This window comes from Alcaligenes faecalis, from assembly GCF_005311025.1.
In the GTDB taxonomy this organism is placed as follows: Bacteria; Pseudomonadota; Gammaproteobacteria; order Burkholderiales; family Burkholderiaceae_B; genus Alcaligenes; species Alcaligenes phenolicus.
Genome location: NZ_CP031747.1, coordinates 1811482 through 1832093 on the forward strand (window position 1 = coordinate 1811482; position 20612 = coordinate 1832093).

General features: G+C 57.3%; 21 protein-coding genes. 6 read left to right on the forward strand and 15 right to left on the reverse strand.

Annotated features, from left to right (window positions below):
• Nucleotides 1-143 precede the first annotated feature (143 nt).
• The 3 genes from D0C27_RS08265 (at nucleotide 144) to D0C27_RS08275 (ending at nucleotide 3060) form a co-directional block, all read left to right on the forward strand.
• The gene (locus D0C27_RS08265) at nucleotides 144-1298 is read left to right on the forward strand and encodes a mandelate racemase/muconate lactonizing enzyme family protein (protein WP_083054207.1); all 1155 of its coding nucleotides are present in this window, start codon (nucleotides 144-146) and stop codon (nucleotides 1296-1298) included.
• Between the two features lie 30 nt (nucleotides 1299-1328).
• Entirely contained in the window at nucleotides 1329-2303 is a 975-nt protein-coding gene (locus tag D0C27_RS08270) for a Bug family tripartite tricarboxylate transporter substrate binding protein (protein WP_083054208.1), read from the forward strand.
• A gap of 115 nt (nucleotides 2304-2418) precedes the next feature.
• Nucleotides 2419-3060 carry an HD domain-containing protein gene (locus D0C27_RS08275; protein ID WP_137430743.1) on the forward strand — a complete coding sequence of 214 codons (642 nt, stop codon included), beginning with the start codon at nucleotides 2419-2421 and terminating at the stop codon, nucleotides 3058-3060.
• A gap of 13 nt (nucleotides 3061-3073) precedes the next feature.
• Here D0C27_RS08275 and D0C27_RS08280 read toward each other — a convergent pair whose 3' ends face one another.
• From D0C27_RS08280 to D0C27_RS08300, 5 genes are all read right to left on the reverse strand, one after another.
• On the reverse strand, nucleotides 3074-3448 hold the full coding sequence (locus tag D0C27_RS08280; RefSeq protein ID WP_026484969.1) for a nucleotide pyrophosphohydrolase: 375 nt from the start codon (nucleotides 3446-3448) through the stop codon (nucleotides 3074-3076).
• A 71-nt stretch (nucleotides 3449-3519) separates the two neighbouring features.
• A complete protein-coding gene (locus tag D0C27_RS08285; protein WP_009463200.1) occupies nucleotides 3520-3981 on the reverse strand; it encodes a YaiI/YqxD family protein in 462 nt (153 codons plus the stop codon).
• A gap of 3 nt (nucleotides 3982-3984) precedes the next feature.
• A complete protein-coding gene (locus tag D0C27_RS08290) occupies nucleotides 3985-4251 on the reverse strand; it encodes a hypothetical protein (RefSeq protein ID WP_083054211.1) in 267 nt (88 codons plus the stop codon).
• 253 nt (nucleotides 4252-4504) lie between these two features.
• On the reverse strand, nucleotides 4505-4786 hold the full coding sequence (locus D0C27_RS08295) for a peptidylprolyl isomerase (protein ID WP_009463196.1): 282 nt from the start codon (nucleotides 4784-4786) through the stop codon (nucleotides 4505-4507).
• Nucleotides 4787-4882: 96 nt separating this feature from the next.
• On the reverse strand, nucleotides 4883-5590 hold the full coding sequence (locus tag D0C27_RS08300) for a TerC family protein (protein ID WP_035271346.1): 708 nt from the start codon (nucleotides 5588-5590) through the stop codon (nucleotides 4883-4885).
• Between the two features lie 458 nt (nucleotides 5591-6048).
• Between D0C27_RS08300 and D0C27_RS08305 the strand changes: the two genes are divergently transcribed.
• From D0C27_RS08305 to D0C27_RS08315, 3 genes are all read left to right on the forward strand, one after another.
• Nucleotides 6049-6555, forward strand: a complete 507-nt coding sequence (locus D0C27_RS08305) for an RNA polymerase sigma factor (protein ID WP_137430744.1) — start codon at nucleotides 6049-6051, stop codon at nucleotides 6553-6555.
• Nucleotides 6545-7540 carry a FecR family protein gene (locus D0C27_RS08310; RefSeq protein ID WP_137430745.1) on the forward strand — a complete coding sequence of 332 codons (996 nt, stop codon included), beginning with the start codon at nucleotides 6545-6547 and terminating at the stop codon, nucleotides 7538-7540. The genes D0C27_RS08305 and D0C27_RS08310 overlap by 11 nt, the downstream gene beginning before the upstream one ends.
• Before the next feature lie 147 nt (nucleotides 7541-7687).
• The gene (locus tag D0C27_RS08315; RefSeq protein WP_137430746.1) at nucleotides 7688-10123 is read left to right on the forward strand and encodes a TonB-dependent siderophore receptor; all 2436 of its coding nucleotides are present in this window, start codon (nucleotides 7688-7690) and stop codon (nucleotides 10121-10123) included.
• Nucleotides 10124-10246: 123 nt separating this feature from the next.
• Here the strand turns inward: D0C27_RS08315 and D0C27_RS08320 are convergent, their stop codons facing one another.
• The 10 genes from D0C27_RS08320 to D0C27_RS08365 all read right to left on the reverse strand — a co-directional run bounded on the left by D0C27_RS08320 (nucleotide 10247) and on the right by D0C27_RS08365 (nucleotide 20278).
• Complete coding sequence (locus tag D0C27_RS08320; protein WP_115634292.1) at nucleotides 10247-11056, reverse strand: phosphodiesterase; 810 nt, start codon at nucleotides 11054-11056, stop codon at nucleotides 10247-10249.
• A 9-nt stretch (nucleotides 11057-11065) separates the two neighbouring features.
• Nucleotides 11066-11908 carry a carbohydrate ABC transporter permease gene (locus tag D0C27_RS08325; protein WP_052159361.1) on the reverse strand — a complete coding sequence of 281 codons (843 nt, stop codon included), beginning with the start codon at nucleotides 11906-11908 and terminating at the stop codon, nucleotides 11066-11068.
• Nucleotides 11908-12798, reverse strand: coding sequence for a carbohydrate ABC transporter permease (locus D0C27_RS08330; protein ID WP_009463182.1), 891 nt, complete (start codon nucleotides 12796-12798; stop codon nucleotides 11908-11910). The genes D0C27_RS08325 and D0C27_RS08330 overlap by 1 nt, the downstream gene beginning before the upstream one ends.
• A gap of 12 nt (nucleotides 12799-12810) precedes the next feature.
• Nucleotides 12811-14073: an ABC transporter substrate-binding protein gene (locus D0C27_RS08335; protein WP_137430747.1), complete on the reverse strand. Its 1263-nt coding sequence runs from the start codon at nucleotides 14071-14073 to the stop codon at nucleotides 12811-12813.
• A 19-nt stretch (nucleotides 14074-14092) separates the two neighbouring features.
• The gene (locus tag D0C27_RS08340) at nucleotides 14093-15193 is read right to left on the reverse strand and encodes an ABC transporter ATP-binding protein (RefSeq protein ID WP_137430748.1); all 1101 of its coding nucleotides are present in this window, start codon (nucleotides 15191-15193) and stop codon (nucleotides 14093-14095) included.
• A complete protein-coding gene (locus tag D0C27_RS08345; protein ID WP_009463176.1) occupies nucleotides 15190-15960 on the reverse strand; it encodes a DeoR/GlpR family DNA-binding transcription regulator in 771 nt (256 codons plus the stop codon). The genes D0C27_RS08340 and D0C27_RS08345 overlap by 4 nt, the downstream gene beginning before the upstream one ends.
• A 153-nt stretch (nucleotides 15961-16113) precedes the next feature.
• The gene (locus D0C27_RS08350; protein ID WP_240688335.1) at nucleotides 16114-17853 is read right to left on the reverse strand and encodes an amidohydrolase; all 1740 of its coding nucleotides are present in this window, start codon (nucleotides 17851-17853) and stop codon (nucleotides 16114-16116) included.
• 91 nt (nucleotides 17854-17944) lie between these two features.
• A complete protein-coding gene (locus D0C27_RS08355) occupies nucleotides 17945-18496 on the reverse strand; it encodes a peroxiredoxin (protein ID WP_137430749.1) in 552 nt (183 codons plus the stop codon).
• Between the two features lie 88 nt (nucleotides 18497-18584).
• Nucleotides 18585-19133 (reverse strand): TetR/AcrR family transcriptional regulator, encoded by a 549-nt coding sequence (locus D0C27_RS08360; RefSeq protein ID WP_137430750.1) that lies wholly within the window; start codon nucleotides 19131-19133, stop codon nucleotides 18585-18587.
• Nucleotides 19134-19333: 200 nt separating this feature from the next.
• Nucleotides 19334-20278, reverse strand: a complete 945-nt coding sequence (locus D0C27_RS08365) for a hypothetical protein (RefSeq protein WP_137430751.1) — start codon at nucleotides 20276-20278, stop codon at nucleotides 19334-19336.
• Between the last annotated feature and the right edge of the window lie 334 nt (nucleotides 20279-20612).

Consider the following 20612-nt stretch of genomic DNA (forward strand, 5'->3'; position numbering starts at 1 on the left):
AACCCTTTTTGATATATCAGATTGCACTTTTATATATCAATAAAATCAAGGGTTTACACCATTGATCGCGCTTGCAACAAAACGCTATAAACCTAAAACAATTACATGCAAACGCATTCAAAAAAATGCAAGGAGACAGGAAAATGAAAATCACGGCAGTACGCGCGATTCCCTTGAACGTGCCTTTTCAATTCGATAGCGCGGGCATCCAAAAACCCACCAACCTGGCCATCTGCCATGTGGAAATCGAGACCGATGAAGGCATCACCGGCTATGGACTTAGCGCCATTACCGAAGAGCACCCTGTTGCCAGCACCATCAACGATATTCTGGCCAGCGACCTGATCGGGCAAGACCCCTTGAACACCGAGCGCCTGTGGGATCGCATGTACTGGAACGTGTGCCCTCGTGGTCAGACGGGCTATGCCATGCACGCCATCTCTGCGTTGGACATTGCCTTGTGGGACATCAAGGGTAAAGCCCTGGGTCTGCCCGTATGGAAACTGCTGGGTGGTGCTCGTGAAAAAGTACCGGCCTACGCGACCTTCGGCTTTGCTTTCCTGGGCGAAGAAGAGTTGGTTAAAGTTGCGCGCGACTGCGTGGATCAAGGCTTCAAGGGCTTGAAGATGGTGGTAGGCCATCATGGCTTGCAACGTCGCGACGAACCGCGCCCCCTGTCCGAACTGATCCGCCAGGACATGCGCCGCATGAGCCTGGTACGCGAGGCCATCCCCGCCGACATTCCACTGTACATCGACGGCAATTGCAGCCTGGACTATGTGCACGCCAAAGCCATCGCCCGCCACGCCCGTGATCTGGACGTCGGCTTTTTTGAAGAACCCATTACCCAGAACGACACGGGCCGCTTGCGCGAATTGCGTCAAAGCACTGGGATCACCATTGCCGCTGGTCAAAACGAAGGCCAGTCCTACCGCTTTCGGGATCTGTTGATGCAGCAGGCTGTCGACATTCTGCAGCCCAACGTGCTGATTTCTGGAGGTTTCACCCAGTCCCGCAAGATCTTCGCTCTGGCGGAAAGCTTTAACGCGTCCGTCGCCAATGGCGGGGCGTTCCCCTCCCACAACGGTCACCTGCACTGCGGTTTGTTAAATGGCGGCGATGTGGAATGGCACCTGGCCGCCAGCGCCATGATGGCCGAGATCTATACCGGCCTGCCCCAGCCCGAACAAGGCTGGCTGCGCATGCCCGACGCCCCCGGCCTGGGGCTGACACCACGACAAGATCAAATCGACAAGCTGCGCAGCAACCCCGGCAGCCTGGGCTCCGGCAAAGGCTGAAACCGACGACTACCGAGGAGGTAAAAAAACATGAAACCCTGGTCCCGTGTTGTACTTGCCCTCAGTTTTATCTTTGCTGCCGCACCCCAAAGCTGGGCAGCTCCCCCCGCCTGGGCCGAACGCCCGGTGCGGCTGATCGTCCCTTCTGCCGCGGGTGGTTCGGGCGACACCCTGGCTCGTCCTCTGGCCGAAGCTCTGGGCAGTGAAATAGGTCAAACCGTTGTTGTAGAAAATAAAGGAGGTGTAGGCGGCGTGCTGGGTGCCAGCATGGTGGCCAACTCCAGCCCCGCAGACAATCAGCTCTTGTTTGGTGCCGTGCATCACATGATTGCGCCTGCCGTATTGAAGAACTTCCCCTACGACACACGCAAGGACCTGAAAGCCGTCACCCTGATTGCCGCCATGCCCAATGTGCTGGTGGTGAATGCCAATTCGCCCTATCACAGCGTGGACGACCTGCTGGCCGCCGCCAAGCAAGGGGCTGGCGTGAACTATGGCACCAGTGGCGTCGCTACCATGCTGCATCTGATGGCCGGCAAGCTGGAAAAGAAATCCGGCACCACCATGACCGCCGTGCACTACAAAGGCAGCGGCCCGGCTGTGATGGCGCTGATCAGTGGCGATCAAGTGGACTTCATGTTCGAGACTATGCCGTCGGCCGTGGCGCAGATACGCAATGGCCGCTTGCGCGCCCTGGCCGTATCCAGCCCGGAACGCGCTCCTGCCTTGCCGGATGTTCCCACGCTGAAAGAACTGGGCATGGATGAGATCAGTGCCCAGACCTGGTACGGGATTTTCATGCAAGGCGATGTACCGGATGCCACCGTGCAAAGCGTGGCAGACAGCATTCACCGTGCCTTGAATACCGACAAGATCAAGGAAATCTGGGAAGGGAACGGCGCGACCCTGGTCACCAACAGCCCAGCCGAGTTCACGGTCTATGTGGATCAGCAGTTGAACTATTGGGCCGACTCGGTCAGTGATCTGGGGCTGAGCAACTTCTAACTTTAAAAACTGCAATTCACCTTCAGGGCTGCCACTGGCAGCCCTTTTTCTTGAGCCTGTCCTGCCCCTGCTGCTTCGCGTTATGCTGTGGCACCCGTTACAGCAAACCATAGCCATGTCCAGCCTGTTCCACCCCTTTGAAAAGCTTGCCGCCCAACTCCTGCCCCATAGCAGCACCAGTCACAACGACGGCTCCCACGACCAATCGCACTTGCAGCGCGTCTGGAAGAACGTCTGTGCGATTCAGGAAAAAGAAGGTGGGGATCTGCGGATTTTGCTGGCAGCAACGGTGCTGCACGACTGCGTGGCGGTAGAGAAGAATTCGCCATTGCGCTCTCGTGCTTCCACCCTGTCGGCGGAGCAGGCACAACACATTCTGACCAGGCTGGGATGGTCAGAGCAGGACTGTGAAGCCGTGGGCCAAGCAATTCAAAGCCACAGCTTTTCAGCAAACATCCCGCCCGTCAGTCTGGAGGCCCGCATCTTGCAGGATGCAGACCGCCTGGATGCCATTGGCGCTTTAGGGATAGCTCGCTGCTTCTATACAGCGGGGCGAATGGGCTCCAGCTTGTATGAGCCGGAAGATCCAAAAGCAGAGACTCGTCCTCTGGATGACAAGCGCTACGCGCTGGATCACTTCCCGGCCAAATTATTCAAATTGGCCGAGGGTTTTCAGACTGAACGGGGGCAAGCAATCGCGCGTGAGCGACACGCGCGGATGGAACGGTTTGTAGAGGAAATGCTGGGGGAGCTGTAATCCCTAGCCCCTTTTACAACTCCGTATATTTCTTGTTCGTCCCCCGCACTTTGTCAGCGGGGTATTTCCGGGCGTTTTTTACCAGCTTGTTGGTAACAGCCTCATTCATATCCACACCCAGAACGAAGGCCAGACGGCTCAGGTAGATTTGCACGTCAGCCAGTTCATCGCGCACGGCTTCAGCAGTTTTCGGGTCTTTGCCTGCTTCGCGGGACTGGTCTTCTGTCAGCCATTGGAAGATTTCGATCAGCTCGCCCACTTCGTTGGTCAGGGCCATGGCCAGATTTTTGGGGCTATGGAACTGGTCCCACTCACGCTCGCGGGCGAACTGGGCGACGGCCTCGTTCAGGCCAGTCAAATTCATCAAGGGGCGTTTTGGGTCTGTCATTACGTACTTCACTCTAAAAATTTCAATCCAGCGACAGACTCACACAAGCACCGGGGGGATGGCAAGTCTGTTTACGATCTCGCAGCCGTTTGCAGGCTCATCATCAGGCGGTCCAGTGCGTTGGCAAACTCACGCCGGTCGGCCTGGCTGAAGGGGGCTGGGCCTCCGATATCCACGCCAGTGCTACGCAGTTCTTCCATCATGTCGCGCATGGCCAGGCGCTCGCCTATGCTGTTGGCGTCCAGGCGTTCGCCCCTGGGGGTCAGGACCAGAGCTTTACGCTCCAGCACCTGGGCAGCCAGAGGGATATCGGCGGTAATCACCAGATCTCCCACGCTGGCGTGCTGGACGATGTAGTCATCCGCCACGTCAAAGCCCCGCGCCACCTGCACCGCCCTCAACCAGGGCGATGGCGGGGTGCGCAGCATCTGATTCGCCACCAGGATCACATGGCGACTCCAACGCTGCCCGGCGCGGTACAGAATTTCTTTGATGACTACGGGACAAGCGTCCGCATCGACCCAAATCTGCATGGGTTACAGGCCCAGAGCTTGAGCCAACAGGCGATCAATGACCTCATTGGTCGAGACGCCTTGCTCGGTAGCACGAGCGCGCACGGCATCAATAACGGGCTGGGTCAGCTTGACGGGAAAGGACACCAGGCCAGCAGCCTGATCCAGACGACGTTGTTCGCGCCGATCAGCCACGGCGGAGTCACCTGCAAAGCGTTGTGGCGTACCCGCTTTTTTTACATTGCTCAGCAGTTTGACGGCGCTGAGTTTTTCCATATCGGTGCGTTTCATCGGATTTCTTTATAAGAATGGGCTGGTTCGCTCACGGTAAGCGAACAACACGGCGACAAGGCCGTTAGCCGGTATGGCTGGCATACTGCGCAGCTTGCAGGAAAATGTCCAGGCTTTTTATGTATAAGCCCTGATAATCAAAGCTTTAGTTTCTGTAAGCAGCCACCGCCCGGCCCTACACCCAACCACCAGTCACCAGATCAGCATGCGCAAAAAAACCCGCCGTAGCGGGTTTTTTATTGGCCTGATCGTATCAGTCCTGACGTGCAGTCACTTCTACCAGGTGGTAGCCGAACTGAGTCTTGACGGGGCCTTGCACAACGCCAACGGGGGCGCTGAACACAACCTGATCGAACTCGGGCACCATTTGGCCACGGCCAAATGTTCCCAGCTCACCGCCCATGCGGGCCGATGGGCAGCTGGAATTTTCCTTGGCCACCTGAGCAAAGTCAGAACCACCTTCGATAGCGGCTTTCAGTTCGTTCGCTTTCTCTTCGGTGCTGACCAGAATGTGGCGTGCGGAGGCTTGTGCCATGGTGTACTCCTTTTTTTAGAAAATCGTTTGAGCTTAACCCAGAACCATGCCGGAAGCGAAGCCCCCGGCGCCGGTTCTACACCTGCTGTTTCAATTTCAGGCCTGGGCAGCTTTCTTGCGCTTGGCCGCGGCAATGCCATGACCCAGGGCAACGATCAGCAAGGCACCCACCACTTCAGCAATCAGCTTGGTGCTGGTGGAGGCTTCACCAAAGAACTCGATGAACTTCACGTCGGTCACGATCATGCCACCGGCAATCCAGCCCAGCAGCGCGGCGCCGAAGGTCACCACGATAGGGAAGCGATCGATCAGCTTCAGAACCAGGGTGCTGCCCCAGATAATGATAGGCACACTTACGACCAGACCAAAGACAACCAGACCGATCTGATGATCCGGATCGGCGGTTTGAGCCGCGCCGGCAATGGCGATCACGTTGTCCAAGCTCATCACAAAGTCGGCAATGATGATGGTTTTAACGGCTTTCCACAGGGTGGCACTGCCTTCCACATTACCGTGGCCATCATCTTCAGGGATCAGCAGTTTCACACCAATCCAGACCAGCAACAGGGCACCGACCACTTTCAGGTAAGGCACGGCCAGCAAGGTCAGGGCAAAGGCAATCAGGACGACGCGCAGGCCAATGGCACCGGCCGTACCCCACAAAATACCTTTGACACGTTGTTTGGCAGGCAAGTTACGGCAAGCCAATGCGATAACCACGGCGTTATCGCCCCCCAGCAATATATCGATCAAGATGATCTGAAATACTGCCGCCCAACTCATTGTTTGCAAAAACTCCATCATGTGTAAGACCGCCTTTTCATATTGTTTGATTGAAAGCTGACGACCATCTTGCATGACTGTACAACGAGAAAATGACGACTCGTGTACAAAACAAAAATGGCCTGATCCATTAAGGACGCAGGCCATATCGTTTTTAGAGGATACACCTTGCCCTTTAATGGCAAGGTCTTGCTTGCAACCCTAAGGTTGCCCGGGCACCGGGAACATGTGCAAAAAACACAGATTGCCGTGATGACGATGCGCCGGAAAGTAAGCTACTCCCCCTGATAGTTCGCAAGTATAACGATCTTGTATGAAACAACAAAGCTTTTCACCGGACATGGCGATTTTTCGGTGCAAGTTCCGGATCGACGTTGCAAGCTGGCCTCACGCCCTGATAGGGCCTGAATAAAGCGCCATTGAGTTAATGAGAACTATTTGCAATAATTTGCTTTTTGTCATTCAAGCTCCCTGCCCCCATGTCCAATTCGGACCTCTCCCGCAAAAGCTGGCTGGCCTATTATGGCGAGTTCATGCAGTCCTGCCTGCGCCGCTTTGGCGGTGCCGCGGACGCGGAAGACGTCGCCCATGATGCGGTAGAGGCCCTGCTTCGAAAAGATCAGAAAACACTGACAGCGGTCCATGCACGCAACTTTCTGTACAAGTCCGCGCGCCATCGGGCCATTGATCTGTGGCGTCGCAACAGCCGCTTCCAGCACCTGGCCTGGGACGAGCTGCATGAAGACGCTCACCCCATCACCGACGGTGCCGATGCCCAGGCCAGTGCGGAGCAAGTGCGCCACGCCCTGGTTGCGGCCCTGGAAGCCTTGCCTTTGAATCACCGACGGGCTTTTGTCTTGAATCGCATCGAAGGCTGGACCCAGCCTGAAATTGCCCGTCATCTGAAACTGTCCATCGCCAGCGTGGAGCGTTATATTGCGCTGGCCAGCCAGTTTATCCGCGAGCGCCTGCGCGATGAGTTCTGAATCCCCTTTCTACCCCAGTGATGCCACCTCCCCCGCCGAAGCCGCCGCCCAATGGTCGGCCCGCCTGCATTCGGGCCGCTTCAGCCCGGCTGACGAGCAAGCGCTGGAGGAGTGGTTGCAGGCTGACCCGGAAAATGAGCGCGAATTTATGGCGGTGGAGCAGTTAAGCTCCCTGGCCAGCACGCTGGACAAGGATTTGGTCAAGCTGCTGTATGGCGGCAAAGTGCCCCAGCGGCCCGATCTGCGCCGCCGCAAACTGATCCGTAATACCGGCGCCCTGGTCGCTGTCGCGGGCTCTGCCGGTGTGGCAGGCCTACTACTCAGCCCCCAGGCTGTTTACGCCGCTAGCCTGAAAACACGTGTGGGCGAGCGCCGCTGGGTTCCTCTGCCGGACGGCTCCAGCCTGGAGCTGAATACCGCCACCCAAGCCGAGCTGCGATTTTATGAAGACAGCCGTCATCTGGACCTGATTCAGGGCGAAGTGATGTGCGCGGTAGCCTCCAGCCCGCAGCGCCCTTTCATCGTCAAAGCAGGCAATACGGTGGTGCGCGTTACCGGCACCAGCTTTACGGTTCGCCGCGATGCCGAGCAAGTCAAAGTGCTGGTCGAAAGCGGTAGTGTGGAAGTGTCCAGCGGTCGCTGGTGGAACCGCCAGACCCGGTATCTGGCCGCTGGCTCTGGCGCCACCGTTTCCGTTCAGGATGGGCTCAGTATTCAGCCCGAGGTTGATGTGGCCGCTGCCACCGCCTGGCGGCAAGGACGCCTGATTGTGCGGGACCTGTCCTTGTCCGAAGTCGTTGCTGAAATCAACCGCTATCGCGAGCATCCCATCCGCATCGCTGACGGCAGAATCGGCCAGCAGCGTGTCACCGCGTCCTTCCTGCTGGACGAACAAAATGCCGTGCTTCAAGCCCTGCAACAGATCCTGCCACTGCAGGCCAAGACACAAGACGATGGCAGTGTCTTGCTGAGCAGCGTCTCGTAATTACAATTAGTTTCAAATAAATCGATTCAAGCTGAGGGGTTTAGTAAGACTGACTCGTATTTAGATTCAGCGTTCCTCAACATCGCGTTTGACGAACATCTCTGAATCCGGGCGTCGCCCTGCCCGCCCCTACCCTGAATCTGCTCCGTGAACCGAACCGCTTTCCTACCCCGCCTGCGCCCCGTCCTGCTCGCTTTGATGCTGGCCAGTGCCAGCACCCCTGCCCTGGCCCAAGACAATCCTGTCCCTATTCACATTCCGGCCCAGCCCTTGTCTGAAGCGCTGCTGAAACTGGCCGAACAGACCCAGCTGCAGGTGTTTTTCTCTCCCTCGCTAGTGCAAGGTCTGAGTACGACACCGATTCAGGGCCGCATGCGCCCGGAAGACGCGCTACGCAGCCTGCTGCAAGGCTCTGGCCTGGAATACCGGCGCGAGAACAACACCATTACTCTCTCACGCCCCAATACGGACGCCACGATGCTGGACCCGGTGCGCGTCGTGGGCCGTCGCCTGCCCGTGACGGAAGGCAGCCAGACCTATGCCAGCCACGGCGCGACCACCACGGCCACCAGGCTGAACATGACGCTACGCGAAACACCACAAACTGTCAGTGTCATGACGCGCCAGCGTATTGAGGACCAGTCACTGGACAATATCGGCAGCGTGCTGCAACAAGCGCCCGGTATTTCCATCCAGCACATAGGCAGCGACCGCTACACCATCTACTCGCGTGGCTATGCTATCGACAACTATCAGCTGGACGGCCTGTCCACGCTGTCCGATATCGTCAGCCAGAACATCCCACAGGGGCTGGCGGATATGGCGATTTATGACCGCGTGGAAGTGCTGCGTGGTGCCTCTGGTTTGCTGGCTGGTGCAGGCGACCCATCTGGCGTCGTCAATATGGTCCGTAAACGTCCGACAGCCGATTTTCAGGGCCATGCTGAAGTGAGCTACGGGTCATGGGATCAGATGCGCGCTCAAGTAGACCTGGGCGGCCCGATTAACGAGAACGGCAGCCTGCGCGGCCGTCTGGTTGGAGCCCATCAGGAAGGCAACAGCTATATGGACTACTTCACAACAAAAAAAGATGTGGTCTACGGCATACTTGAGGCCGACATTACGGACACCACGCTTGTCACCTTGGGGATGGATTATCAAAAAAATGATCCGCGCGGCTCCTCTGGCTCCGGCTTTCCTTTGTTCTACGACACCGGCGAACAGACCGATTTTGATATTTCCACCAATGCAGGGGCTCGTTGGAACACCAATACACTGGAGTCTCACAACACCTTTGTGAAACTGGACCAGCAACTGGGGGCAGACTGGTCACTGGCCATGTCCCTGAATTACCTGAAGGCCCGCCGAAGCGGGAAAAGCGCGGATGCTTCCTGGGGCTATCCCAACCGTGAAACGGGCGACGGCGTGCAGCTTTACGGAGGTGTTTCAGATGCCACACAGTATCAAACCAGTTTTGATATTCACGCAAAAGGCCCTTTTCAACTATTTGGACAGGACCACGAACTGATCGTCGGCTTTAATTCGTCGCGCTACAAGAATCGCCATGACACCATGGACGACGATATCGAAGGCGCCTCCATCAATCTCCACAACTGGAACAACAACCCGGCCCTACCCAATACGACTGGAGAAAAGCTGTTTGACTATGATCTGACCGTCAAACAGTACGGTGGGTATTCGGCGCTACGCCTGAAACCCAGCGACAAGCTGGCTGTCATTTTGGGTGGTCGCCTTAGCAACTACCGCTACAGTCTTTCCCAAAGCTATCCTGACCCTGGTATGCAGCGCTTTAACAGCCTGAAAACCATGCACGAAGACAATGTCTTCACTCCCTATGCCGGCATTGTGTACGACCTGAATGAAGAGCATTCGATCTACGCCAGCTACACCAGCATCTTCAAGCCACAAAGCTATCGCGACCGTAGCGGCAACTTTCTGGACCCGCGCAAAGGTAATAACTATGAGATCGGTCTGAAAAGCGAAATGCTGGACGGCCGCGTGAACAGCAGCATTGCGCTGTACGAAATCCGCCAGGACAATCTGGCCGTGGCCGACAGTGGCTTTATCGTGCCGGGTACCGAGCGCGAAGCGGCCTACACGGCGGTCAAAGGCGCCAAGACCCAGGGCCTGGATATGGAAGTGACGGGCGAGCTGCTCGATGGCTGGAACATGGCCTTTAGCTACACCTACAGCCAGACCAAAGACGCCCAGGGCGAGCGCATCAAAACCCTGGTGCCACGCCATATGGCCAAGCTGTGGACCACGTATCGACTGCCCGGCAGCTGGAATCGCCTGACGATTGGGGGTGGTGTGAACTGGCAAAGCCAGATCCATTTCACCGCCACACCGTGGGATTTGGGCAAGACTGTCACCGGAGAACAAAGCAGCTACGCCGTCGTCAACCTGATGGGCCGCTACGACTTCAGCAAGCAATTGACGGCCACCTTGAACGTCAACAATCTATTCAACCGCAAGTACCTGAGCGCGCTGGATCAGACCTTCTACACCGGCTATTACGGCGCACCGCGTAATGCCATGCTGAACCTGCGCTATTCCTTCTAATCACGTGAAAGCGGCTAGCAGGCAAACAGCCCCCGTAACCTGGAAAATAATCCAGGCCGCGGGGGCCACTGCGGGTTTGCTGATCGCTACCGCCTTGTGCCAGCGTTGCTGAACCCGGAAGGCTTACACGCACTTCAGGGCACTCAAGTCCCCCGTATACGGAAAGCGCAATTCCTCGTAGCCAAAGGGCTGAAAATGCACCGTCAAACCATCTGCGTTGGGCAAGATAAGCGCGTAACTGGCAGGCTCGAAAGTCGATGTTGCGGCCCCCTCGCGCTCCAGATCCAGTTCGTGCTGATGGTTGGTGCCATTGACCGTCACAAAATGCAGGCCGTTCCACACGCCGCTGGCGCAGCGATGCACGTGGCCGGAGAACAAATGCACGGGCGCGGGATGAGCCTTGAGCAAAGGCAATAAATCCGACGCATTACTCATACGCAGCCAATCCATGGACGGATACTGCAAGGCAGGTAAAGGATGGTGCGAAAACAGCATCACCGGCCCGCGATGCGCCGCCAGCTCCTGCTGCAACCATTGCAGACGCCGCGTACACAAATAGCCGTTGGTATAGCCGTCCTCCAAGGTATCCAGGTAGATCAGGCGCCAGTCGCCCAGGGTCTCGGCATGCTGTACAAAGCCGGGTAAATCGGTCGAGATCTGCGGAAATACACTGTGAAAAGCGCTGCGGCTGTCGTGGTTGCCCATCATCAAACGTACAGGCGGAATCAAATCCTGCAAGCCTTCACGCAGGCGCTCGTATGCGCGTGGATGACCGGCATGGGTCAGGTCGCCCGTCAGCACGCACAAGTCTGCATCGGCATGATGACGATTGACGTGCTGTACACAGCTACGCAAGCGATCCAGAGGGTCCGAGCCAAACAACAGGCCATCGGGCGGGGTAATGTGCAGGTCCGAAAACTGGATGATCTTCATCAGAATTCCTTAACGAATGCCGGCGCGTAAAAAGGCCTGCATGAACTGCTTTTGAAACAGCAAAAAGCCCAACAAAAGCGGCAAGATAGTCATTAATGTGGCGGCACTGATCAGGGAGATACTGACCCCGCTTTCCGGTGCGCCAAACAGGGATAAACCTACGGTCAAAGGACGGGTATGGTCAGAGCTGCTGATCACCAAGGGCCATAGAAAATTGTTCCAGTGCGTCGACACCGACACCAGGGCATAAGCCAGATACACAGGCTTGACCAACGGCACGTACACACGCCAGAGCACACCCAGGCGGCTGCATCCTTCCAGTCGCGCCGCATCCTCCAGTTCACGCGGCACTTGCTTGAAAGCCTGACGCAACAAGAACACACCAAAGGCACTGGCCATATAGGGCACACCCATGCCCCAGACCGTGTCCGTCCAGCCCAGCAAGGCCACCATGCGGTAGTTCTCCACAATCAGCACTTCGGGCAGGATGAACAACTGCAAAAGCAGCAGCATGAACAGAAACTGGCTGCCAAAGAAACGAAAGCGGGCAAAGGCATAAGCGGCCAGGGTGCACAGCACAAACTGTCCGAGCAGAATGGTCAGCACCAGCACGGTGGTGTTGAAGATGTAGCGCAACCAGGGCGCACGGTCCCAGGCGGCTGCAAAATTGCTAACGGTCCAGCCTGCGCTCCAGTCAAAACTCAAGGCGGCGGACGGGTCGCGAAATGCAGCCCAGCAGGCGTATAGCAAAGGGGCAATCCACAGCAGGGCCAGCGCATGTGCCCCCACCGTATCCAGGGATGGCAAACGCAAGCTGCGGCCCGGAGCAGTCAAAACAGTGTCCATGTTCATCACTGGTAGTGCACGCGTCGTTCAGCGTAGCGAAATTGAAAGATGGCGACAGCACCCAGCCCCAACAGGAGCACAACCGTCAGCACGGCGGCACTAGGCGTATCCATATAGGCAAAGGCGGTTTCCCAGATCCAGTACAGCATCAGCTTGGAGGCATTATTGGGGCCGCCCTTGGTCAAGATAAACAGGTGATCAACCAGCTTGACCGAGTTGATCAGCGCGTTGATCAAAATGAACAGGGTCGTGGGTGCCAGCAAGGGCAAGAGCACACGGCGGCCATACTGCCAGCGGGTCGCGCCTTCCAGACGAGCGGCATCGCGCAGCTCGGGCGGAATGGTTTGCAAGGCCGCCAGATAAAAGATCATGAAAAAACCGGCTTCTTTCCAGATCGTCACCACCATGACCGCGCCCAGGGCGGTTTGCGGCTGGCCCAGCCAGTTGGTGGCCCCGGCGCCAAACAGCTTGGCAATCTGATCCAGTAAACCCAGATCCGGTGTGTAGAAAAACAGCCATAGATTGGCGGCGGCAATCATGGGCAGCATGGTGGGCGTGAAGTAAGCACAACGCACCCAGGCCCGCATACTCATGGCCCGGTTGGCCCACAAAGCCATCAACAAAGCCAGGGCCATGGACACCGGAATCACAATGGCGGCATACCAAAGATTGTTCTTCAGAACCAGCCAGAACGTCGGGTCAGCCAGCATGGCATCGTAGTTGTCCATGCCCACAAACTGGGCCGGACGACGCGCCGTGCCTTTACTCAACAAGCTGGACCAGAACGTGTGCAGCGCCGGGATAAAGGCAAACACGCTTAGCAGCACAAACAGCGGCGTCAACAAGAGGTACGCAAATACCCACTCTTTACGCAGCACACGCAATGGTTCAGCCATTCCTGCACCTGCTTAGTTGAAAGGACGCAGCAGACGATCTGCAGCAGCCTGGGCTTCATCCAAAGCGGCCTTGGGCGTCTTGGCATTGGTCAGCACGGCTTGCACGGCGTTGGACAGCAGCTCGCGTACACGTGCTGTCTCGTAAGTGGCAAACTCGGGCGAAGCTACGGCCAACTGATCGCGGGCAACCACAGCTTGCGGGAACGTTTTGGCGTACTCGACCAGAGCAGGCGTTTCGTAGGCGGCAGGGCTGACACCGACATAGCCCGTAGCCATGGACCACTTGGCGGCACGCTCAGGGGCCGTCATCCAGCGCACAAAATCCAGAGCCGCTTTCTTCTGTTCCTCGTTCGCGCCCTTGAACAGGTAGAAGTTGCCACCGCCGGTAGGCGAAGCCGCTTTTTCCTTGGCGGGCAGCATGGCAACACCAAAGTCGAACTTGGCTTCATTCTTCACCGCAGTCAGGTTGCCCGTGGTGTGCCACATCATGGCGGTCTTGCCTTGGACAAAAGCCTGGCGCAGCGTGCCCCATTCAATGGTGCCAGTGGGGCTGACTTTGTGCTTGTAGGCCAGGTCGTGGAAGAACTGCAGCGCCTCCACCGACTTGGGGTCATTGAAGTAAACCTGCGTGCCTTCTTCATTCATCAGCTGACGGCCATTTTGCAAGGCCATGGCCTGGAACATCCAGTAGGGGTAGCCCGTCGACGGAATCATCAAGCCGTGATGCTGGTCATTAGTCAGTTTCTGGGCGGTTTGCACCAACTCGTCCCAGGTCTTGGGAGCTTGATCCGGATTCAGGCCTGCAGCGCGAAACATGTCCTTGTTGTAGAACATGACGATGGTGGAGCGCTGGAACGGAATGCCCCAGACCTTACCTTCCAAGGTGCCGTTAGCCATCAAGGCGGGATAAAAGCTTTTCAGCCAATCCTGGCTGGTGGCGTCCTGAGCCACATCGCTAAAGGCTTCAACCAGGCCTTGTTCCACCAGATCATGCGTATCCAGTGCGCCCAGCACAGAAAGCTGCACCGGCTCGCCCGCACGCAGGGCCGACAAGGCACGTACACGGGTTTCATCGTAGTTACCGGAGTAGACGGCTTTAACGGTGACTTCCGGGTTTTGGGCCTGATAGTCCTTGATCATTCCATCGACCACATCGGTCAGCGGACCCCCTACGGCAATGGGGTAATACATGGTCAATTCCACCGCGCTATGGGCATTGGCGCCCAGGCCCATCAACAGGGCGCTGGAGGTGGCAAGCAGACAATTCTTCAACATGGGTAGACTCGCAGTACGTTTAGGGAAGAACAGCAGGAGGAACAGCGAAAGGAGCAGCAGTCAGAGCATCCGCAGACGGCAGGCGAGCCCCGCTGTCCTGGTTAAAGTAAAAAGCGTGAACAGGGTCCCAGCTCAAGCCACAGCGAGCACCCGCCTCGACGCTGCGGCTGTGCGGCGCGCGCACGATCAGGGTGTGGCCATCATCAAGCTGCACATACACATAGGCATCAGCCCCCTGAAACTCCTGATGCACCACGGTGGCGGCTACATGCTGCTCGCCCGCTTCGTGCAAGTTCAGGTTCTCCGGGCGCACGCCCACCAGCACACGATGCGGCTGGTCGTACTGACGGCGCGACGGCCACAGCTCCACGGGGACATGGTCGCTGTGTATCATCATCATGGGAGGGCTGCCGATAAAACCGGCAGTAAAAACGCTATTAGGCTGGCCGTACAAATCCTGGGCACTGCCCTGCTGTTCGATATGTCCGGCATTAAGCAGCACCACGTGATCGGCCATGCCCATGGCTTCGGTCTGATCGTGGGTGACGTACACCACGGTCAAACCCAGGCGTTGCTGTAGAGCACGGATTTCATGGCGCACGGTGTGACGCAGCTTGGCATCCAGGTTCGACAGCGGCTCGTCCATCAGGCAGATACGATGGCCCGACACAATGCTGCGCGCCAGGGCTACACGCTGCCGCTGCCCGCCCGACAACTGGCCGGGCTTGCGCTCTTCCAGACCTTCCAGATTGGTCAGCGCCAGGGCTTCACGCAAACGCTCTTTTTGCTGCTGACGATCGGCACGGCGTACTTGCAGGCCGAACAAGATGTTGTCGGCCACATTCAGATGCGGGAACAGGGCGTAGGATTGGAACACCATGCTCAAACCACGCTTGGCGGGCTCCAGATAGGTGGCGTCCTGCCCATTAATAAAAAGACGACCCTGATCGGGGGTTTCCAGCCCGGCAATAATGCGCAGCAAGGTGGACTTACCGCAGCCCGAAGGCCCCAGCAAGGCCGTAAATTTACCTTCCTGAATGGACAGGTCCATTTGCTTGAGCACGGCCTGTTCGCCCCAGGCTTTGCCTATGCCTTGCAACTCGATAGCGGCGCGATTCATGCCTGCACCTCGTCAGCGATCACGATCTGAACACGCGCAGGAATTTGCTCGCGGTAAGGTTCGGGAATAGGCTGGTCGCTGACCAGAATATCCACATCATCCAAAGAGCCACTGCGCACAGGAGCACGACGGCCAAACTTGGTGTGATCCAGCACCAGAATCCGCACACGGCAATTGCCGCGCAGGGCTTTGTGGCAATCGGACTCGGCCATATCAAAATCCAACAAGGCACCGTCCGAGTCAAAGCCCCCTACCCCGGACACGCCAAAGTCCGCCTTGAAGCTGTTGAACAGGCGTTCGGCGCCGGGGCCCAGAATTTCGGGGTTGGGTTGACGCAGTTCACCACCCGTCAGTACCACGCGGTGGCTCATATTGTGGGACAGGGCCAGAGCGGCACTGATGTTGTTGGTGACCACGGTCAGATCGCGATGGTCGGCCAGCGCCAGGGCCACTTGCTCGGGGGTGGTGCCAAAACCCAGCAGCAGGCTGGCACCGGGAGGAATCAATGTGGCAACGGCTCGCCCGATACGGGCCTTGGCTTGCAAATGGGTAATGCGGCGCGTTTGGAAAGGCACATTGCGCTCGACCACGTTCAGCTCGGCACCACCATGGCGGCGGCGCACCAGATCGGCTTCATACAAGTGGTTCAGGTCGCGCCGGATAGTCTGCGGCGTCACCCCGAAATGCGCGGCCAAGCCATCCACTGACACCGCCCCTTGGGCGGCCAGCAGATCCACAATAATGCTTTGCCTGACAGATAGGTTCATAACACGGCGTATGGGTTTCGTTTGAATACCCGGCAGTGTAGGAACGCGAAGTTACGAGTCGGTGACGCTCAGATGAAAGTTTTATGACGCATAAATGTTCATATGAACATTTGGGCGCTCAATTCAGACAGCATTCGCACGGTCTGTCTGGTGTTAATGACGGACAAGCTGCTTTGTCTCCACTGCCCCATCCTGTTCATAAATCAGCTTACCCCGCTTGATGGTCTGAACCACTTGCAAGCTGGTCAATTGCTCAGGGGCGACCGAGGTCGGGTCTTGCGACAGGACGACAAAGTCCGCCAGCTTGCCCGGCTCAATCGAGCCTTTCTCCTTCTCCTCAAAATGCTGAAAAGCCGGCCAGATGGTCATCGCCTTAAGGGCCGTCATGACATCCACTCTCTGATCCGGCCCCAGAATATCGCCCGATCGAGTGCGACGAGTCACGGTCGCCGACAGCACCCTCATGGAATCAGGAAAGGCAACCGGCGCATCGTGGTGGGTGGAAAACATCAAACCGTGTTCACGCACCCAGCCAGTGGGAGAAATATTGTCGGCATTGACCGGCCCCACTGTGCGGTCACGGTGCCAATCCCCCCAATAAAAGGTGTGCATGGGGAACAGGGAAGGAAAAACATCCAGCTCCGCTATGGTCGCCACCTGGTCCCGGCGCAAAAACTGCCCATGAATCAATACGGCTCGCCGATCCCGGGGGCCATACTTGTCACGGGCTGTTTTAATCGCAGCCAGCAAAAGGTCCGAGGCGGCCTCACCATTAGCGTGAGTCAGTAGCTGTATATCGTTCTTGAAGGCCCAGTCCACCGACTCAAACACCTGATCTGGCGTAACCGCCGCATAACCCCGGTAATCGGCGCGGTAGCCTTCTGGCGGTCTGTAATAGGGGCGGTCGCGATAGGCCGTAAACCCCTGAGGAGAGCCGTCAATCGTAAGCTTGGCACCGGCCACCCGGAAACCGTCGGTGTAATGCCGCGAGACATGACGCGCGATAAAGTCCCGGTCCTGCAGCACATCAACGTAGACGGCGACATCAATATCGATCTTGCCCGCCGTCGCTGCTGCCTGCATTAAAGGCACCGTATCGGACGTCGCGCGCCCCTCCTGCCCGGTCGTGTAGCCATAACGCTTTAGCAGATCGGTGCCGGCAACAAACAGAGCCTGAACCTGTTCGGACGTAAGTTTGCCCATCTGACTGGTCAAGCTGGAGAAAAAAGCCATCTCCTCCAGCACCCCATCAGGTTGAGTCCCGCCCTCTTCCCGCCGAATGACACCGCCTGCAGGATCTGGGGTCTGGGCGGAAATGCCCGCCATCTCCAACGCCTTGCTGTTGAGCACTCCAATGTGGCTGGACTGATGAATGATGATAATCGGCACTGACTCGGACACCGCATCCAGCTCATGTCGATTGGGATGTCGCTGTTCCGCCAGCTGGGCATCGTCATAACCAAACCCCAGGATCAGACCCACCTCCCTGGTTTTACTTTGCTCACCCAGCCATTGCCTGAGCGTCTCCTGCAGACTGTGGATATCTGTCACCGCGCCATCCGGAGGCGATAGCAGATTGGCGGACATGGCCTGCAGACCGATCATGAAAGCGTGGCTGTGTGCGTCCACAAAACCCGGCAGCAAGGCCTTGCCCTGCAAATCGATCACGGTAGCGTCCTGACCTTTGTAGGCTTGCATCGCCTGCAGGGTACCCACATCCAGAATCAGACCATTCTTGACCGCAACCGCCTGGGCTGCAGGCTGGCTGTCATTCATCGTCAGCACGGGTCCTCCCATCCAGATCTGATCGGCTATTTCTGCCGTCCAGGCAGAGCCAGCCATCACCATGCTGCTAGCCAGCACAAACACTTTCAGTGTGCTTTTGAACGACATATGCTCCCCTTTCTATTCAGAAAAAAGTTGCCGACTCGTTTACTGTGCCCCTCGCCATGCTGTGCGGAACAACAAGCTGCTATCCCGGTTTTTACTTGACCCCCTGTTGTGCGGACCAGTCGCGTACGGCACCCAGGGTCTTGTTCACGTGTTCGTCCGGCTCCATTGCCGTATATTCAAAAATGATTTTTCGCTCAGGCGAAATGACGTAAGAAATGCGGGAAGCACGCTCGGTGTGCGTCCCCAGGCCCGCGTCATAAGCCTTGATGACCTGGCCTGTGGTGTCCGCACCCACCGCGAACTTGCTGCCGCAAGGTCCGGTGGAAAAATCCTTCAGGGTATCGATATTGTCCGAAGACAAGCCAATTACAGTGGCGCCAAAGTGGCTGTATTCGTCAATGGCTTGCGCAAAAGTATGCGCTTCGACAGTACAACCCTGGGTGAATGCTGCCGGATAAAAATACAGGACGACTGGCCCTTTTTTTAAGGCCTCATCCAACTTGAATTCAAAGGTTTTGCCGGCTAGAGCGGCCTGCACGGTAAAGTCCGGCGCGGGTGTGCCCACGTCCAAAGCGGCCTGTGCGCCACCTGCCCCCGCCAGCAGGGACAAACCCAAAGAGAAAGCTGCTATTGCCTGTTTCATGCCATTGCCTCCGTATGTGTGCGCTGCACCAGCAAGCAGCGTAATCCGCACAGATATGAAAGCACAAGGCCTGGTTTTCCGGTCCCGATCAGGGATGAACGATGCCGCTCCACAGCAGGACAAACACATTATGGGGTGCATCATGGCGGGCCAGACGGCCAGCTCGAATCAGCCGGGCAGCCTTGCCCAGCAAGGCAAACAAGGACTCGCATAACCAACTGGCCGCCAGATCGCGCCGCAAGTCCCCGCTTTCCTGCCACTGTTGAAACTGCTCAATCAACGCCTCTCGTACCGCTTCACTGCGGGCCGTGGAATACTCCTCTACCTGCAACTGCAGCTCAACGTACATGTACAGATCCACAATAGGCAGCAGTTCCTGGATTAGTCGTTGAATGGCTTCTTGTGCCCTCCCGTCGCACAGACGGGCGCGCTCAATAGCCTGCTCCGCACTATTTACCCCTTCCTGGAAGATCTCCATCATCATGGCTTCGCGAGACGGGAAGTAGCGGCACAGGGTTGCGCGACTCAAGCCCACCAGACCGGCCAATTGCCCCATGGACGCCCGCGGCTGGTCAGCCAAAGCGCTTACAAGGCGCAATAGCAATTCCTCGCGAGGCCGAGGCTTTGCTGCAGTCATAATTCTTCCCCTAGGTAATACAGGACTGGATCGGGCACGGGCTATTGCCAGATCGCTGCGAATCGGTCTTCTTGTTTGGCACCACTGGAGATCAGGAAAACGAACAGGCACGCTACCTGGGTGGAGCGTGCGCTAGTGTAACGTCATTCATTGAGAAACCGTATTTCACCCATGGAATAATGACTATGCGGGTGATTTTTTTAAACGCTCAGACCGGCACGCGGAGCCGGCCAGAAAGCATCTGTCAGCAAGGTATCCGGATCCAGATCCAAAGGGCCGGGCCGGGTTTCCGGCACGCAGCGGCGCAAGGCTTGCTGCATCCGGTGCAAGGCCAGCTCGCCCGTGGCCCCGGCAGTGACCCGATCCCACCAGAAGCGATGCACATGGCGTACCTGCACGGGTACGCTAGGCAGGCCCAGCCTCTGGGCCATGGCCAATCTGTGCAGACCACGATTAATTTTCAGAATACGGCCATCACGGGAGATCACCACACCCAAGGCATCTTTGCCGCGCCTGGGATCAAAGCCATCACGAGCCATATCGTCCAGAAAACCCAGGTAAATGCGCAGGTACTCAATAATCTTTTCCGGCGTATCCAGAAATACACCTTGCTGATACGACTCCCAAGGATTGCCCTGTTCAATACGCTTCATCAGCTTTTTGAAACGCGCCGTTTGTTCCAGCTGATGCCGGTTTTCATCCAGATCGCTGATCAGGGAGTAACGCGTTCCGACGCGCAAATCCTCACGCCGCTGGTCCCAGCTTCCCTCCCAGATAAAGGCCAGGGAGGACGGCCGTTTTTCCTCCTTGCGAGGCGCCTGAATGGCCATGCGGATCAGCTCACGCGGGTTCACATGCAGGGTTAAAGCCTGCTCCCCCAAGGTTTCATGGACGATGTGACGCGGCAGGCCAAACGCCTCGATCCGACGGCTGCCGGCTTTGCTGTGCATCCAGCGCTGCAGCATGATGCGGCCCAAGGGGAAGCCCAAGTACTGCTGGGTCTTGTCCCGGCTATGGGCCACCCAATGGGCCAGCAGCACGCGCTGCCGAATCTCGGGCGCCGCCAAGCTGCTAAAAGCGGCATCCGCGCCGGGGCCCAGCAAGGCTTTGCGATTCGATTGACGCAACTCACGCGGTTGAGTCATGCGCTTTCCATGACGGTTCACAGTTTTCCTCCCAAGCACTCGCAGCCCTGGCCGCCCCCAACAAAGAACAGCGGCCCAGAACGACTGACAGTGGCCTTCTTGAGCAATCACAATACCAAATGATACATAATAGTCTCAAATAATACACATTTTTATTGAATCGATTCTCCGCAATCCGCAAGGCTGACAAAGATCAAACCGGCCCCACACCGCATCCTTGCCTGTTCAGACACACACGCCTCAACATCACTACGCTCCCGCTGTTATCCGACAGGACGAGCTTCTTGAAACGCACGCTGCAAAAAAAAGCCCCTGCCAAGGCAGGGGCTTGTTC